Origin of the sequence: Gemmobacter caeni (genome assembly GCF_003054195.1) — a bacterium.
Taxonomy (GTDB): Bacteria; Pseudomonadota; Alphaproteobacteria; order Rhodobacterales; family Rhodobacteraceae; genus Gemmobacter; species Gemmobacter caeni.
Window position 1 is genome coordinate 148,770 of record NZ_QBKP01000007.1, and the last position, 14,720, is coordinate 163,489.

11 protein-coding genes are annotated in these 14,720 nt (G+C 64.8%); 5 read left to right on the forward strand and 6 right to left on the reverse strand.

Annotated elements, in window-relative coordinates:
• Window positions 1-21: 21 nt before the first annotated feature.
• Genes C8N34_RS12560 through C8N34_RS12570 form a run of 3 tightly spaced genes read right to left on the reverse strand, consistent with a single transcriptional unit; the run spans window position 22 to window position 3,391 of the window.
• The gene (locus tag C8N34_RS12560; protein ID WP_054303010.1) at window positions 22-891 is read right to left on the reverse strand and encodes an alpha/beta hydrolase; all 870 of its coding nucleotides are present in this window, start codon (window positions 889-891) and stop codon (window positions 22-24) included.
• A complete protein-coding gene (locus C8N34_RS12565) occupies window positions 888-2,060 on the reverse strand; it encodes a PLP-dependent transferase (RefSeq protein WP_108129134.1) in 1,173 nt (390 codons plus the stop codon). Before C8N34_RS12565 ends, C8N34_RS12560 begins: the two co-directional genes overlap by 4 nt.
• Window positions 2,057-3,391 carry an MATE family efflux transporter gene (locus tag C8N34_RS12570; RefSeq protein ID WP_108129135.1) on the reverse strand — a complete coding sequence of 445 codons (1,335 nt, stop codon included), beginning with the start codon at window positions 3,389-3,391 and terminating at the stop codon, window positions 2,057-2,059. The genes C8N34_RS12565 and C8N34_RS12570 overlap by 4 nt, the downstream gene beginning before the upstream one ends.
• 139 nt (window positions 3,392-3,530) lie before the next feature.
• Here C8N34_RS12570 and C8N34_RS12575 point away from each other — a divergent pair, with 139 nt between their 5' ends.
• Window positions 3,531-3,737: an MbtH family protein gene (locus C8N34_RS12575; RefSeq protein ID WP_054303013.1), complete on the forward strand. Its 207-nt coding sequence runs from the start codon at window positions 3,531-3,533 to the stop codon at window positions 3,735-3,737.
• The gene (locus C8N34_RS12580; RefSeq protein ID WP_145693601.1) at window positions 3,734-7,609 is read left to right on the forward strand and encodes an amino acid adenylation domain-containing protein; all 3,876 of its coding nucleotides are present in this window, start codon (window positions 3,734-3,736) and stop codon (window positions 7,607-7,609) included. The genes C8N34_RS12575 and C8N34_RS12580 overlap by 4 nt, the downstream gene beginning before the upstream one ends.
• 24 nt (window positions 7,610-7,633) lie before the next feature.
• Here the strand turns inward: C8N34_RS12580 and C8N34_RS12585 are convergent, their stop codons facing one another.
• Genes C8N34_RS12585 through C8N34_RS12595 form a run of 3 tightly spaced genes read right to left on the reverse strand, consistent with a single transcriptional unit; the run spans window position 7,634 to window position 10,787 of the window.
• Entirely contained in the window at window positions 7,634-8,839 is a 1,206-nt protein-coding gene (locus C8N34_RS12585; RefSeq protein WP_108129136.1) for an ABC transporter permease, read from the reverse strand.
• On the reverse strand, window positions 8,839-9,543 hold the full coding sequence (locus C8N34_RS12590; RefSeq protein ID WP_054303016.1) for an ABC transporter ATP-binding protein: 705 nt from the start codon (window positions 9,541-9,543) through the stop codon (window positions 8,839-8,841). The genes C8N34_RS12585 and C8N34_RS12590 overlap by 1 nt, the downstream gene beginning before the upstream one ends.
• A complete protein-coding gene (locus C8N34_RS12595; RefSeq protein WP_108129137.1) occupies window positions 9,540-10,787 on the reverse strand; it encodes an efflux RND transporter periplasmic adaptor subunit in 1,248 nt (415 codons plus the stop codon). The genes C8N34_RS12590 and C8N34_RS12595 overlap by 4 nt, the downstream gene beginning before the upstream one ends.
• Before the next feature lie 434 nt (window positions 10,788-11,221).
• On the opposite strand from C8N34_RS12595, the gene repA reads away from it, so the two are divergent.
• The 3 genes from repA to repC all read left to right on the forward strand — a co-directional run bounded on the left by repA (window position 11,222) and on the right by repC (window position 14,705).
• Window positions 11,222-12,421: a plasmid partitioning protein RepA gene (gene repA, locus C8N34_RS12600; protein WP_054303018.1), complete on the forward strand. Its 1,200-nt coding sequence runs from the start codon at window positions 11,222-11,224 to the stop codon at window positions 12,419-12,421.
• Window positions 12,421-13,392 (forward strand): plasmid partitioning protein RepB, encoded by a 972-nt coding sequence (gene repB / locus C8N34_RS12605; RefSeq protein WP_108129138.1) that lies wholly within the window; start codon window positions 12,421-12,423, stop codon window positions 13,390-13,392. Before repA ends, repB begins: the two co-directional genes overlap by 1 nt.
• Window positions 13,393-13,622: 230 nt before the next feature.
• Window positions 13,623-14,705, forward strand: coding sequence for a plasmid replication protein RepC (gene repC / locus C8N34_RS12610; protein WP_242013798.1), 1,083 nt, complete (start codon window positions 13,623-13,625; stop codon window positions 14,703-14,705).
• Window positions 14,706-14,720 lie beyond the last annotated feature (15 nt).

Below are 14,720 nucleotides of genomic sequence, written 5' to 3' on the forward strand. Positions count from 1 at the left end.
ATTCACCCCGCGAGCCGATTTTCATTGCGGTGCCCCCAGCGCAAAGACGCAGTGCAGCGCCCGGTTCACCGCCACCGGCAGAACAGACATATGGGTTTCACCTGCATAAGTTTCATAGCGGACAGCCAGACCCAAAGCGGCAAGATGAGCGGCCATCTCCTGCGCGGCCGCGATGGTGCGGGTTGTCGCCTTTTCCGCCAGCCGCCTTTCGGCATCCGGTGCCGCACGCTGGAACGGCGCCAGATCATCGCCTTCCCATTCGCCCGCTGACAGAAGCACCACCAACCGTCGTCCGGCGGGATCGAACCCGTCGCGGTGCGTCAGCAGGAAGCTGTTTTCCCAGGTGATGGCCGGGCTGGCCGCGATCCAGTGGGTGAAGGCATCCGGTCGGGTGAACAGCAGCCAAAGCGCGAAAAGCCCGCCGAAGGAATGGCCGAACAGCCCGGCGTGCGCCGGATCAAGTGCCACGCGGGTTGAAAGGAAATCGCGCAGATCCTCCAGGAGAAAGCGCGCCATCTCGGCCCCGCCGCCGGTTCTGACCTCCGGCGTATCGGGCCAGAAGGGCGGATAGCTGGCGCCGGGCGGCGGCCCCAGATCCCAGCTGCGGCGAAACGGGTCATAGGCGTCATCGGTGGGATAGCCGACCGCGATCAGCACGCCCCAGCCCAGATTGGTGCCGGTCGGATAGAAGGCTTGCGCCCGCATCGCATCGACCGCCGTGCCGATCACCGCATTGCCATCCGTCATCAAAAGCGAAGGCCAACCCTCCGCCGGAGCCTCGCCCGGAGGCACCCAAAGGAACACCCGCCGTACGACGCCGGTCACGCGGTCGGCCAGATCGAACCAGCGGGCGCCGCCGCATTGCGCCAGGCCCTCGGCCACCGGGATCACAGCCGCGCCTCGTCGATGGCTGCCAGCACATCGGCGACAAGCGCCCCGGTCTCCTCCAACCCTGCCGCAAAACGGATCGACCGCCCGCTGACCCCGAAGCGCCGGAAGGAATTGGCGCTGCCCGCCAGCTCCAGCGCGGCCTTAGCCGGGATGATCAGGCTTTCCGGCCCGCCCCAGCTGACGCCGATCTTCGTCAGTCGCAGCGCATTGGCAAAACGGGGGATGTCGATAGTTTCGGCCAGATCGAAGGCGAACAGCGCGCCGAACCCCGACAACCCGGCCCGCCCCGGATGGGGATGGAAAGCCGGGTGCCGCAGGGCAGTCACCTCGGGGTGGTCAGACAGCGCCCGCCCCAGCGCAAGGCCGTTTTCCATATGCCGGGCCATGCGCAGATGCAGGCTGCGCATCCCGCGCAGGACGAGCCAGGCATCGAAAGGCGACATCTTGCCGCCAAGGTAGTGGTAGGCTTCGTGATTGATGCGCGCGATCAGATGCTTCGGCCCGGCCACCAGCCCGGCAATCGTGTCACTGTGCCCGGCAAGGTATTTGGAGGCGGCATGGATCACGAGGTCGATCCCCGCCTCGGCCGGGCGCTGGTACAGCGGCGTGGCCCAGGAATTGTCGATGACCGAGATCACACCTTCCGCCCGCGCGGCACGGGCGATCACGGGCAGGTCTTGCAGGGTAAAGGTCCAGCTTGTCGGGCTTTCAAGGTAGAGCAGTTTCGCGCCCGGCAGGGCGGCGATCACCGCCGCGCTGTCGCTGCCATCCACATAGGTGGTGGTGACACCGAATTTCTTCAGCACCACCTCGAACAGCCGGAACGCATCGGAATAAAGGTTTTCCACCGCGACAACCCGGTCGCCCGACTGTACGAAAGGCATCACCGCCGCCGCAATCGCGGCCATGCCCGAGGCGAAGCCTCGTGCGGCTTCGGTGCCCTCCAGCCCGGCGATCAGGCGCTCCAGCTCTGCCACGGTCGGGTTGTTGCCGCGAGTGTAGATGAACCTGTCAGAACTGCCGTCGAAAACCGCCGCCATCTCCTCGTAGCGGTCGAAAAGAAAAGAGGAGGTCTGGAAGATCGGCACCGATGTGGCGTGATGCGGCTGGGCGGCGGCGGCAAGCAGGGCTTGGGTCAGGTCGGGTGATAGGGGCGGCAGATGGGTCATGCGGGGGCTCCGGTCAGGGGCACGCGGGTCGCGCGCCAAAGAAGAACAAGCGCCGCCAGACCGGCAAGCCCGGCAGCTAAGGAAAGCGACAATGGCAGGGCAAGGAAGCCGTGCTGCGGGACCAGCACGGCGAGCAGCGGAAGCAGAAGCCAGCCCCAGGTGGCGAGACCAAGCGCCAGCGCGGTTCCGGCGCGTTCGGTCGCTTGCAGCAAGACCTGCGCCACCGCCCGCAGCGCCATCAGCGGCAGGGCCGGCAGAAGCAGCAGCAAGGCAGGCCGCGCCAGCGCCGCCGTTTCCGGCGTGGCGGCGAAAGCCCGCAGCGCCAGATCGGGCACCAGCACCAGCAGAACCGCCGCAACGGCGGTGGCCCCCGCCGTCACCGCAGCCAGACGCCAGACCGCCCGTGCCAGCCGCCCGGTATCGCCCCGCCCGGCGGCATGGGCCAGCACGGCCTGCGCCCCCAGACAAAACCCCTCGACCGGCAGAACCGCCAGTGTCAGCAACCGCAGCACCATACCCAACGCGGCAAGCCCCTCCACCCCGGCCTCCATCGCGGCGAGGCGATAGAGCAGCAAGGTCGCGCCGGTGGTGGCAAGCAGTGCCAGTGCCTCGGGCGCGCCGACCCGAAGGACGGGGCCGATCCGGCGCCATGCGGAAGAAGGCAGATGCAGGCGCACCGACCCGCGCCACGTGTGGAAATACCAAAGGTATACACCCAGCGTCACAAGCTGCGCGATGATCGTGGCAAGGGCCGCGCCTGCCACCCCCCAGCCCGCGCCGAAGATCAGCAACGGATCAAGCCCGAGGTTCAGGCCGAAACACAGGATCAGGCTCTGCAGGCTGAAGCGCGCGTTGCCCTCGCCAATCGCAATGAAATCACACAGGATCTGCACTGTGCCCAGCCCGGCGGAAACCGCCATCAGCCGCAGATAGATGTCTGCCTGCGGCCTAAGGTCGGCCTCTGTCCCCAGCAGGGTCAGCAATGGCCCCCGCGCCAGAAACAGCACAACCGCCGCCAGCAGCGCCAATCCCAGACAGAGGCCCATGGCGGCAGAGGCAATTTGCCCGGCCTCCTCCTGCCGCCCTGCACCAAGGCGCCGCGCGATGGCGGTCGCGGTGCCCGCCCCCAGCCCGACACCAAGTGCCGCCGTCACCCCGGTGAGCGGCAGCACAAGGCTCACCGCGGCCAGTGCCCCGGTGCCCAAATGGCCCAGATAGGCACCATCCACACTCTGATGAACCGCATTGATTGCAAGTCCCGCCATCGCGGGCAGGCCGCAACGCCAGAGCGTTCGGGTCAGGTCAGGGGCGCCAAGGTCTGTCGCGGTCATCGGTCATTCACAGCTGTTTCATCGTCAGGACGGAAGAGCCGCGCGAAAATTCACCTCGCGCCGAAAATATTTGCCGCAGATGTGAATTATCCTCCCGGCCCCACGTCATTGAGGCGACCGAGATGCACGAGGGAGTAGCATGACCCGTTCTCTGACTGCCGGTGGCGACTGGCATATCGTCCGCAATGGCGAGGGCCGCCATTCCGTCTGGCCCGCCCTGCTTCCGCTGCCCGAAGGGTGGATCGCGGAGGGTGCCAAAGGGACGCGCGATGCCTGCCTCGCGCAGATCGAAACCCTCTGGGCCGATCCGCGCCCGGTTGCGCTGCGGAAGGTGATGGACGCATGAACGACCTGCATCCCACACCCGCACAGAACGGATTTGCGCTGACAGCAAAAGAGCGCCAGATCCTTGCCCATGATCAGGTGGGTGAGCTTGGCCCCTTCGCGCGGCCCGATCTGGTATTGCACTTTCCTGCCCGTTTCGGCGGAGCGACCCTGACGATGGCGGCCGAAGCGATGATTGCCGCGCATCCGGCCTTCAGCGCAGAGTTGCTGCGCCGGCCGGGCGGCGAGGTGTTGCGTCTGCAAGCCGCCCGTCCCCGCACCGAGCTGCGGCGGCACGGCCCCGCCACCGACCCGGCAGCCCGTGCCGTTGCATTGCTGGCCAACCGGCACCTTGCGCTGGACGCGGGGCCGCTGGCCACGGTCGATCTTGTTCCGGGCTTTGGCGGGACACATGCGCTGGCCATCGCCCTGCATCCGATCCTTGGCGATGCGGCGACGCTGGCCGCGATGGAGCGGACGCTGTTTGCAGCCCTTGCCGGACAAAGCCCGACACCGCTGTTGCTGGGCGCGCAGATGCCGGAAAGCGCACCCCGGGCAAAGATGCAGCGCTGGCGGGACCGGCTGGGCCAGGGCCATGCCCTCGCCCGGCTGCCGCAGCGCCATGGCGGGTCGGAAGGCAGAGTGCGGTTGCTGACCACGCACCCCCTTTCGATCCCTCTGCCCCCGGCAGAGGCAGAACATATCCTGGCCACCGGGTTTGCAGCCCTGCTGGCCCGCTACTGCGGACAGGACAGGCTACGGTTCGCACTCGGGCAGCCCTCGCCCGATCCTGCGCGGCGGGGGGAGGATCTGTTGCCACTGCTGGTCAGCTACGATCCGGGCGAAGGCTTTGCCGCTTTCAGTGACCGGATCGCGGCGGCTATCGACGAGGCGCGGGCCGACGCCCTGCCCTCGGAGCTTCTGGTACAGGACATGCTGCGCCATGCCGGGGCAGACCGGCATCCGCTGGGTGCGCTGACGCTGCATATATGGCCGGCCAATCCGCTGCCGGACGGTGTGACCCGGATCACCCGCCCCCGGCCCGCCTCACAGGGTGAATGCGTGGTTCTGGCCGAAGTGGCGGCAGACGGGCAGGTAACGCTCAGCGCAGATCATTCAGAAGGGCTGCATGAACCGGCGCTGATCGCGCGGTTGCTTGAACACCACGACCGCCTGCTGGCTGCGGTGCTGACCGATCCGCAGCGCCCGCTGGCTCTTTTTCCCCTGCTCAGCGATACGGAACTGGCCGGTCTGTCGGCCCCTTATCCTGATGACACCCCGGCCGATCCGCGCGCCACGCATGAAATCATCGCGGCCCATGCCGCACAGACGCCCGACAAGCTGGCCATCATCTGCGGGCCGGACCGGCTGAGCCACGATGCCATGAACCGGGGGGCGAACCGGCTGGCACATCGGCTGATCACGCTGGGCGTGGGCGCCGAGGTGCCGGTGGCCATTCTCGTCGAGCGCGGCGCCGAAGCGGTGATCGCGATCCTTGCCACGCTGAAGGCTGGCGGCGCCTATATTCCGGTCGAGCCGGATCACCCCGCCAGCCGCAACCATCACATTCTGACCGATGCGGGGGTTCGCGTCGTCCTGACCCGCCGCCGTTACCGGGATCGGCTGCCTGCCGGGCTTGCGGCGCATGTGCTGTGCCTTGATGACCTGCCGCACGGGGATTTCCCTGACACCGATCCGGCAGTCACGATCCATCCCGACCAGCTTGCCTATGTGATGTACACCTCCGGCTCGACAGGCAAGCCAAAGGGGGTGGCGGTCGAACACGGGCCGCTGAGCCTGCACAACCAGACCACCGCCCGCGTCTATGAGATGAGCGCGGAGAGCCGCGAACTGCCCTTCCTGCCGTTTTCGTCCGATGGCGGGCATGAACGCTGGATGGTGCCGCTTATGATGGGCGGTTCCGTCGTGATCCCCGACGGGCCACTGTGGACGCCGGAGCAGACCCTGGCGGCGATGCGGGAACACGGCTGCAACAATGCCTCTATCCCGACCACCTATCTGCAACAGCTTGCCGAATGGGCCGAAACGACGGGAGAGGTACCACCGATGCGGCTTTATTCCTTTGGCGGCGAGGGGCTGGCCCAAAGCACCTTCGACCTGCTGAGCCGCGCGCTGAAGGCCCGGACGCTCATCAACGGCTATGGCCCGACCGAAACCATCATGACGCCGATGGTTTGGAAGGTTGCGGCGGGCACGCGGTTCGACGGGGCCTATGCCCCGCTGGGTCGGGCGGTAGGCGACCGCCGGGCCTATGTGCTGGACCCAGACATGATGCCCTGCCCCATCGGCGTGGTGGGCGAGATCCATCTGGGCGGCTCGGGCGTGGCGCGGGGCTATGTCGGGCGGCCCGGAACCACCGCAGACCGGTTTGTTCCCGATCCTTTCGGGCCGCGACTTGGCGGGCCTGCGGGCGCGCGGCTTTACCGTTCCGGCGATCTGGGGCGCTGGCGTGAGGATGGCACCATCGAATTCCTTGGCCGGGTCGATCTTCAGGTAAAGCTGAATGGCTACCGGATCGAACCCGGCGAGATCGAGGCCGCGCTTCTGGCCGAGCCAGGCGTCAGCGAGGCCCTTGTGCTGCTGCGCGAGGAGGAGGGCGGGAAGCGGCTGATCGGCTATGTCGTCGCGCCCGCAACCGTAGCAGGCGAGGATCTGCTGGCCGCGCTGGAGAGCCGGTTGCCGCGCCACATGCTGCCGCAGGCGGTGGTGGTACTGGACAGGATGCCAACCAATCCGAATGCCAAGCTGGATCGGGCCGCCCTGCCTCTGCCGGGCCGGGTGCAGCGGAAAGCGGAAGGCGTGACCCCGGCGACAGACACCGAAGCCCGGATGCTGTCCGTCTGGCGGGCCGAGATCGGGCATGACGGGATCGGAGTGACCGATGATTTCTTTGCTATGGGCGGGCGGTCTCTGGTGGCGCTGAAGGTTCTGGCCCGGCTGCGCGGGCTGTGGCCCGGTGTGGCGCTGACGGTGGCCGACCTGTTCGACGCCCCGACGGTCCGCGCACTTTCTGGCCGGATAGACGCGGGAAATGCCACAGGGCGCAGCGCCATTGCCCTGCGCGCCACCGGCACCCTGCCCCGGCTGTATTGCTTCCCCGGATTGCTGGTCTCGACCCGCGAATATCAACGGCTGACCGATTACCTTGGGCCGGACCAGCCCGTCACCGGCTTCCTGTGCCATTCGCTGAACGAGCAGAAGGCGCTGAATGTTTCGGTCGAGGCGGTGGTGGCAGATTACGTTGCCCATATCCGGGCCGAGGCGCGCGGCGGCCCTTGCGCCTTTCTGGGCTGGTCGTGGGGCGGGCTTCTGGCCTGGGAGGCAGCGCGGCAGTTGCAGGACGAGATCGACCTGAGGCTGGTCGCACAGGTCGATGTCTGCGATCTGGGCACCGACTTCGCGCCCGGCGCCGCCCCGCAGTTCGCCCCCGGCGAACGCGCGCGGCTGAAAGCCGAGCTTGACGCCTGGCTGGCCCGCACCCGGATGCGGCCGGAATGGGACCGGCTGATCGGGCTTATGGATGCCGAATGCTTTGACCAGTTTCTGCGCTTCATCGGCAACGAGGCGGACCCCCTGCCCTTCGACGGGCCGGAAGTGTCCAGCCGCGAACATACGTTCTGGGTGCTGATCGACAATGCGCTGGTGTTTCGCAGGCACCAGCTGGCCGCGCTGGACGTGCCTGTCGCCTCGTTCAGCGCGGGGGACAGCCTCAGCCGCGGGCTCAATCTCGTGGACTGGCGGCGCCTGTCGCCGCGCGCCACAGCCTCCGAGATCGTGTCCGGCACCAATCACCTGCACATCATCGGAGACCGGCTGTTCCATGCCCGGCTGAAAGACCGACTGGCCCAGGCCTGGCAGCAGAGCGGCGGGTAAGCCGAACCCGGAGCGGCCCTGCGGCTATTGGTGTCGCAGGGCCTCGATCGGGTCGAGCCGCGCCGCGGCGCGGGCCGGAAAATAGCCGAACACCATCCCGACCACCGCCGAAAACCCGAAGGCAAGGGCCACAACTCCGGGGCTGGGAGAAAACGGGATCGCCATGATCTGCGCCGCTACGAAGGCCAGCCCCAGACCGGCCAGAATACCAACAATCCCGCCCAGCACCGAAAGCACGACCGCCTCCACCAGAAACTGCATCAGCACCTGGCTGGCCTGCGCACCAACCGAAAGACGGATGCCGATTTCGCGAGTCCGTTCGGTGACGGAGACGAGCATGATGTTCATGATTCCTATTCCGCCGACCAGCAGGCTGACCGCCGCGACCGAGGACAGAAGCCCCGTCAGCACGGAATTGACGGAATTGAGCATCGAGGCCAGTTCCTTCATATCATTGACCGCGAAATTATCCTCCTGCCCCGGCGCGATATGCCGCCGGTCGCGCATCAGGGTCTGGATATCCGACATCGCACGTTCGCTGGACCGGCCCGGCGCAACCTGTACCATGACGGAGGCCACATCCTGACTGCCCAGCAAACGGCGCTGCACCGTCCGCACAGGCATGATGACCATATCGTCCTGATCCTGCCCGAAGGAACCCGCGCCCTTGGCCACCAGCAGCCCGATCACCTCGCAGGAAATCGCCTTGATGCGGATTTTCTCGCCCGTCGGATCTGTCGCGCCGAACAGTGCGGTGCGTACCGTCTCGCCAATGATACACACATTGGCCCCGCTGCGGTCCTCGGCCGGCGTGAAGCCCCGCCCGCGCGCGATCTGCCAGCCGCCGATGTCAAGATAGGCCGAGGTCGTTCCCGTCACGCTGGTGGTACGGTTGGTATTGCCGAAAACGGCGGTCTCCGAGGTCGAGACGACGGGCGCCACTGACGACAGACTGTCGAGATCCTGAAGCGCCTGAATATCGGCCAGCCGGAAAGCGGGCGCGGTATTGCGGGCGCCCGGCCCCATCATGCGGGTGCCGGGGCGGAGGATCAGCATGTTGGTGCCAAGCGCCTCGACATTGGCCGAAACCTGCTCTGACGATCCCTGCCCCACCGTGACCATGGCGATGACCGCCGCAACGCCGATCACGACACCCAGCACGGTCAGGAAGGACCGCAGCGCATTGCGGATGATGGCGGTCAGCGCGAGACGAATGGTTTCAAGCAGCATTACGTCCCCTTTGCGCGGGTCGGCACATCGCGCACTACCTTGCCATCTGTAAAAACCACCAGCCGCCCGGCATAGGCGGCCATGTCTTCCTCGTGTGTCACCATGACAATGGTCAGCCCGGCATCGCGGTTGAGCTGTTGCAGCAGCTCCATGATCTCGACGCTGCGGCGGGTATCGAGGTTGCCGGTCGGTTCATCCGCCAGCATCACCATCGGCTCGCCCGCCAGCGCACGCGCGATGGCCACGCGCTGTTGCTGGCCCCCGGACAGCTGCGCGGGGGTGTGATCTTCTCGCCCGTCCAGCCCGACACGGGCCAGTGCCTGCCGCGCGCGCGCCACCCGCTCTGCCTTGGGCTGGCCCTTGTAGATCAGCGGCAGTTCCACATTTTCCAGCGCCGTGGTGCGCGGCAGCAGATTGAAGCCCTGAAACACGAAGCCGAGGTAGTGACGGCGCAGAAGCGCGCGCTGATCCTGATCCAGCGTCGCGACCTCGACACCGTTGAACAGGTAGTTGCCGGAACTCGGCCGGTCGAGGCAACCGATGATGTTCATCGCGGTCGACTTGCCGGACCCGGACGGCCCCATGATGGCGACGAACTCGCCGCGGCTGATGGTCAGGTCCACCCCGTCCAGCGCCCGCACCAGCGCCTCGCCGCTCCCATAGAGACGGGTAATGCCGCGCAATTCGATCAGCGGCGCGGTCATTTGGGCGCTTCGTGCTGATCGGTGATGACCTGATCACCCTCGGCAAGCTCGCCCGAGGTGATGACGGTGCGCCTGCCGTCGGAAGCGCCGGGGATCACCTGTACCTCGACCGGCACACCCGCCCGCAACACCCAGACCGTCTTGCCACTGGCAACCCCGCTTTGAGTGCCCGAAGGCGCGGGCATGATCAAACCGATCAGCCCCCCTGCCCCGCCGCCGCCCGTATCTTCCGCTATCTGCGGCGGCGCATAACGCAGCGCGGCGTTCGGCACCTGGATTACACCCTTTGCCTCGGTCACCACGATGGTCGCAGTCGCCGTCATGCCGGGGCGCAGGGTCAGATCGGCGTTGTCCACCGCCAGCACGCCCTTGTAGGTCACCACATCATCCGTGGTTTCGGGCGCATAGCGAACCTGGGTGATCGTCGCGGGGAAACTGCGGCCCGAATAGGCATCGACAGTGAAGCTGGCCGCGTTGCCCACCGCGATTTCACCAATATCGGCCTCGTCGATATCCACCAGCACCTGCATGCGGCGCAGATCCTCTGCCAGAGTGAACAGCGTCGGCGCCGACAGCGAGGCGGCAACGATCTGCCCGGCCGAAACATCGCGCTTCAGCACCACCCCGGCAATTGGCGAGCGGATGGCGGTCTTGTCCAGATCGGTGCGTTGCAGTGACAGATTGGCCTCGGCCAGTGTCAGGGATGCCCGCGCCGCCTCCGTCGCCGCGCGAGCACGGTCACGGTTCGCCTCATAGGTGATGAAGTCGCTGTGCTTCACCACCCCGCGCTTCTGCAACTCGGCCTGGGTTTCATAAAGCTCTTCCGTTTCGCGCTGTGTCGCTTCGGCCTGCACGAGCTGGGCCCGCGCCGCAGCCAGCGCCGCCTCGGCATTGGCAACCTGCGCCCGCAACTTGGTATCATCCAGCCGCGCCAGCACCTGTCCCACCGAAACCTCATCGTTGTAATCGACATCGACGGACAGCAGCGTTCCCGACAGTTCGGACGATACCTCGACCTCGGTGGTCGGCTGCACCGTGCCGGTCGCCGTGACCGTGGCGGTCAGGTCGCCACGCAGGACAGGCTCGGTCACATAGACTGTTCCACCTGAATCGGGACTGCGCCAGAGCCATAGCACCCCCGCCAAAAGGATGATCAGCAAGGGGAGCAGCAGCCAGCGCCCGCGATTGCGCCGCCCTGCCCCCGCGATCATCCGCTGGATTTCCTCTGTGCCCTGATCCGGCATGCTGTCCCGCCTTCCGATGCGCCGCCCGTCGACGGCCCTTGCATGATACGGATATCCGCGCCGAATCCGTCGGTTGCCGTTCTTGTCCCGCCGCGACAAAATATCCCCGCAGGATTCGCCACAGGACCGGCCCGCTCACCTGTGGATAACTCTTGTGGATATCTTTCAGCAACACCCGCACGTCTGGCAGCAGATGGCCCTGAGGCCGCGCGTGGGGCGAGATGTTTGACTTTTTCAAGTTATATCAGCTATTTACCCGCATGATTTCGACCACAGGATGAACTTCCTGACACGACTGCGCGCCATAGCGACGAAAAATTCTGTTGCCGCGTGACAAGTTGCGTGCCATCACTCCAGTTGTCGCATGGTTTCGTTTTTGACGCCCTTCTGCGACGAAAGAGAAAGTGGTCCGCAAAGAGACCATCGAGGATAGGATGACGAGCGACAGACTCCCCGAACCCGGCAGCATTGCCGGCATGATCAGCGCCAACGCCACCCGGCTTTCCGAGGCGCTGAACAACCATATGCGGAACAGCTTCCACCCCGGAAGCCGCAAAACGCTGCGCAAGTTTCATCCCGCCGAAGTATCGGAACTGACGGGCATCTCGATGTCCAATCTGAGAACGCGCCACCAAGAGGGCGATTTCCCGGATGTAGAGACGGATTCCCGCGGTCGCAGGCTCTATTCCGCGGAAGAGATCGACCAGATCCGCGATGTCATGGCCCGCACGGGGCGCAATGGCGAGACCTATCGCCCAGGTCGGCGCGAAGGCGATGGTTTGCAGGTCATTTCCATCGTCAATTTCAAGGGCGGGTCCAGCAAGACCACGACCGCGATCCATCTGGCGCAGCGCTATGCCCTGCGCGGCTATCGGGTTCTGGCCATCGACATGGACCCGCAGGCCAGTTTGACCACCATGTTCGGCTACCGCCCCGAGATCGAATTCGCGGAAGCAGGGACTGTTTATGATGCCTTGCGCTATGAAGACCCGGTGCCGCTGAGCCAGATCATCCGCAAGACCTATTTCCACAATCTCGACCTTGCGCCGGCCGGGCTGCTGCTTTCGGAATACGAGACCGAAACCGCCTATGCCTTGCAACACCGGATCGAGCCGCCGTTCACGCAGCGGCTGGCCATCGCGCTCAGCGAGGTCGAGAACGCCTATGATCTGGTGATCATCGACTGCCCGCCGCAACTTGGCTTTACCACCATGTCTTCGCTGCTGGCCTCTACCGGCCTGCTGATTACAGTGGTGCCCAGCATGCTGGATGTCGCCTCTATGGCGCAATTCCTTGAAATGGCAGGTGAAACTGTCAGAACGCTGGAGGAATCCATGGGACCGACCGATTGGAAGTTTCTCAAATTCCTCATCGCCCGGTACGAGCCGACCGATGTGCCACAGGCGCAGATGGCGGGCTTTCTGCGTTCGATCCTGCTGGAGCAGGTGCTGAATACGCCGATGCTCAAATCCACCGCGATTTCCGATGCGGGGATGACGCAACAGACGATTTACGAGCTGGACCCCAATCAGGTCGTCCGCAAGACGCTGGATCGCATTCTGGAAAGCGTGAATGGGGTCGCAGACGAGTTTGAGGCGGTGATCCAGCAGGCCTGGGGTCGGAGGAACAGCTGATGGCGCGCCGCAACATCTTTCAACCTCCCCCGCCGCCCGCCCCGCAAACAGAGACTGTTCCTGCGGAATCGCGCCCACGTTTCCCGAATACCGGGCCGATGTCCGGGGTGAAATCGACCCTGCGCGACCTGTCCTCCAATGCGATCCGGGAGCTTGATCCCGCATTGATCGAGGATGATGGCCCCCGCGACCGCCTTGCGATCACGGATTCGGATGTCGCTGAGCTGGCTGAAAGCATCCGGCTGCACGGACAACAGGTGCCGATCATGGTGCGCCCGCTGGCCGAGGCGCCCGGACGCTATCGCATCGTCTATGGCCGTCGCCGGTTGCAAGCGCTGAAACTGGCCGGACTGCCTGCGAAGGCCCTGATCCGGTCATTGACCGATGAACAGGCCATTCTTGCGCAAGGTCAGGAAAACAGCCTTCGGGTCGATCCGAGCTTCATCGAAAAGGCGGTTTTCGTCTCTGAACTGGCCGAAAACGGCTATGAGCCTGCGGTGATTCTGGACGCACTTGCCATCGACAAACCTATGCTGTCACGCATGACGAAAGTGGCGCGCACCATTCCGGGCGAGGTCATCCGTTTCGTTGGCCCCGCCCACGGGATCGGTCGCCGCCGCTGGGAAGAGCTGGCCGATGCCGCGCGGGATCACGGGCTGGATCTTGTGGATCTGGTGCAGGCCCTTCCACCTGCGGCCGCCGCCCTGCCCTCTGACGACCGCTTTGCGCAGCTTCAGTCCGCAGCGACCAGAGCAACCACACCAGCGGCGCAACCAGCTCCTGCCTCGCCCGGCCTCACGGTAAAAGACGCCACCGGCGCGACAATTGCAGAGGTGAAGGCCACTCCGCGCTCGGTCACGATCCGCCTTGGTCAGGGCGACGCCGCATTCACAAGCTGGATGCGTGCAAACGCCGAACACGAGATCCTGCGCCTGTACCGGACTTGGAAAGCCGGACAGCGCAGCGACTGACGATATCGAGCAACACAACAACAAGGAGCACATCGCAGCCACAGGAAAAGAAAGAGCCCCCCAAGGTCACCCTCGGAGAGCCCAATCTGTTGCTTAGCACCCACAGATTTACCAGCTTCTCCGCTCCAGTCAAGACAGCCGATTCGGCTGATTGATGGAATTTTGCCTGTTTCTGGCAAAATGCTCGGCCATTGATCAGGGCACTCACCCTGGGTTTGCCGTGAAATGCCATGGCTTTCAGACATGCCTCTGCACCGATCCGGTCGCAGGCCGATTCTTCATTGTCCGCGGACAATCCTATCCCCGACCGCTTTGCCATGATCGAGGCGCTGCGGCGCGCAGCGCCGGCTCTTGGCCTGCGCCCCCCTGTCATTGCGACGCTGGATACGCTGTTGTCCTGCTTGCCGCCCAAGCGCAATCACAACCGGGTCTTCGCCTCAAATGCCACCTTGGCACTGCGCCGCAACGGCGTGTCTGATCGCACGTTGCGACGGCACTTCGCTGAACTGATCGAAGCGGGCTTCCTCCTGCGGATCGACAGTCCGAACGGCAAGCGATACTGCAAGCACGACCCCGAGATGGGCACGGTCCTGCGCTTCGGCCTGGACCTCTCGCCTCTTTTCAATGCCTATGAGCGGCTTTGCAGCCTCGCAAGGCAGGTAGCCGATCAACAGGCCCATCTGGATTACCTTCGCACGAAGCTTCGGTCGACCATCGCCTCATGCCTCGCCAAGCAAGGTGAGACCCCTCTGCTGGAAGACGCCAGGCGCGTCCTGCGCCGCAAACCGTCTGCCGAAGAACTGGGGCATTGGCTGTCACTTCTGTCTGCTGAAACTTTGCAGGCAGAAAGCGAAGAACCGGCAGAAGAACTGTCCGCCAGCAACGGCCAAAATGTCCGCCACCATCATAGTTCAAAAAAAGAACTTATTGATAAGAAGGCAGCGGAAACTGAGCCTGACACCTCCGTACTGTCAGAAATCACTCAGATCTGCCCACAAGCGGCCTCCTTCCTTCAGACCTCAATTCGTAACGCAGCGGACATCACCTCACATGCAAGACAGATGGCTCCAATGATGGGCATTGAACGTCAATGCTACGAACGTGCCGAAGACAAGCGAGGAGCCATGGAAGTAGCCCTGACGATCTGGCTTTTACTGGAAATGCAGGATCGCATTCATCAGCTCGGTGCATATTTCAGGTCGGTAATGCTGGGCGCCCGGAGCGAAACGTTCTGTCCCTGGCAATTACTGGAGAAACTTCGCAAGCGCGGAGAGCATCAGAGAATTGTCCGCGGACAACAATATGCCTGCTGAGGAAACCTGTCCTCC

Excerpts from the sequence above, each read along its gene's own strand:
- repB (WP_108129138.1), top strand. The coding sequence starts at position 12,421 with ATGGCGCGCCGCAACATCTTTCAACCTCCCCCGCCGCCCGCCCCGCAA.
- repA (WP_054303018.1), top strand. The coding sequence starts at position 11,222 with ATGACGAGCGACAGACTCCCCGAACCCGGCAGCATTGCCGGCATGATC.
- C8N34_RS12570 (WP_108129135.1), bottom strand. The coding sequence starts at position 3,391 with ATGACCGCGACAGACCTTGGCGCCCCTGACCTGACCCGAACGCTCTGG.
- C8N34_RS12595 (WP_108129137.1), bottom strand. The coding sequence starts at position 10,787 with ATGCCGGATCAGGGCACAGAGGAAATCCAGCGGATGATCGCGGGGGCA.
- C8N34_RS12580 (WP_145693601.1), top strand. The coding sequence starts at position 3,734 with ATGAACGACCTGCATCCCACACCCGCACAGAACGGATTTGCGCTGACA.
- C8N34_RS12575 (WP_054303013.1), top strand. The coding sequence starts at position 3,531 with ATGACCCGTTCTCTGACTGCCGGTGGCGACTGGCATATCGTCCGCAAT.
- repC (WP_242013798.1), top strand. The coding sequence starts at position 13,623 with ATGGCTTTCAGACATGCCTCTGCACCGATCCGGTCGCAGGCCGATTCT.
- C8N34_RS12565 (WP_108129134.1), bottom strand. The coding sequence starts at position 2,060 with ATGACCCATCTGCCGCCCCTATCACCCGACCTGACCCAAGCCCTGCTT.
- C8N34_RS12585 (WP_108129136.1), bottom strand. The coding sequence starts at position 8,839 with ATGCTGCTTGAAACCATTCGTCTCGCGCTGACCGCCATCATCCGCAAT.
- C8N34_RS12590 (WP_054303016.1), bottom strand. The coding sequence starts at position 9,543 with ATGACCGCGCCGCTGATCGAATTGCGCGGCATTACCCGTCTCTATGGG.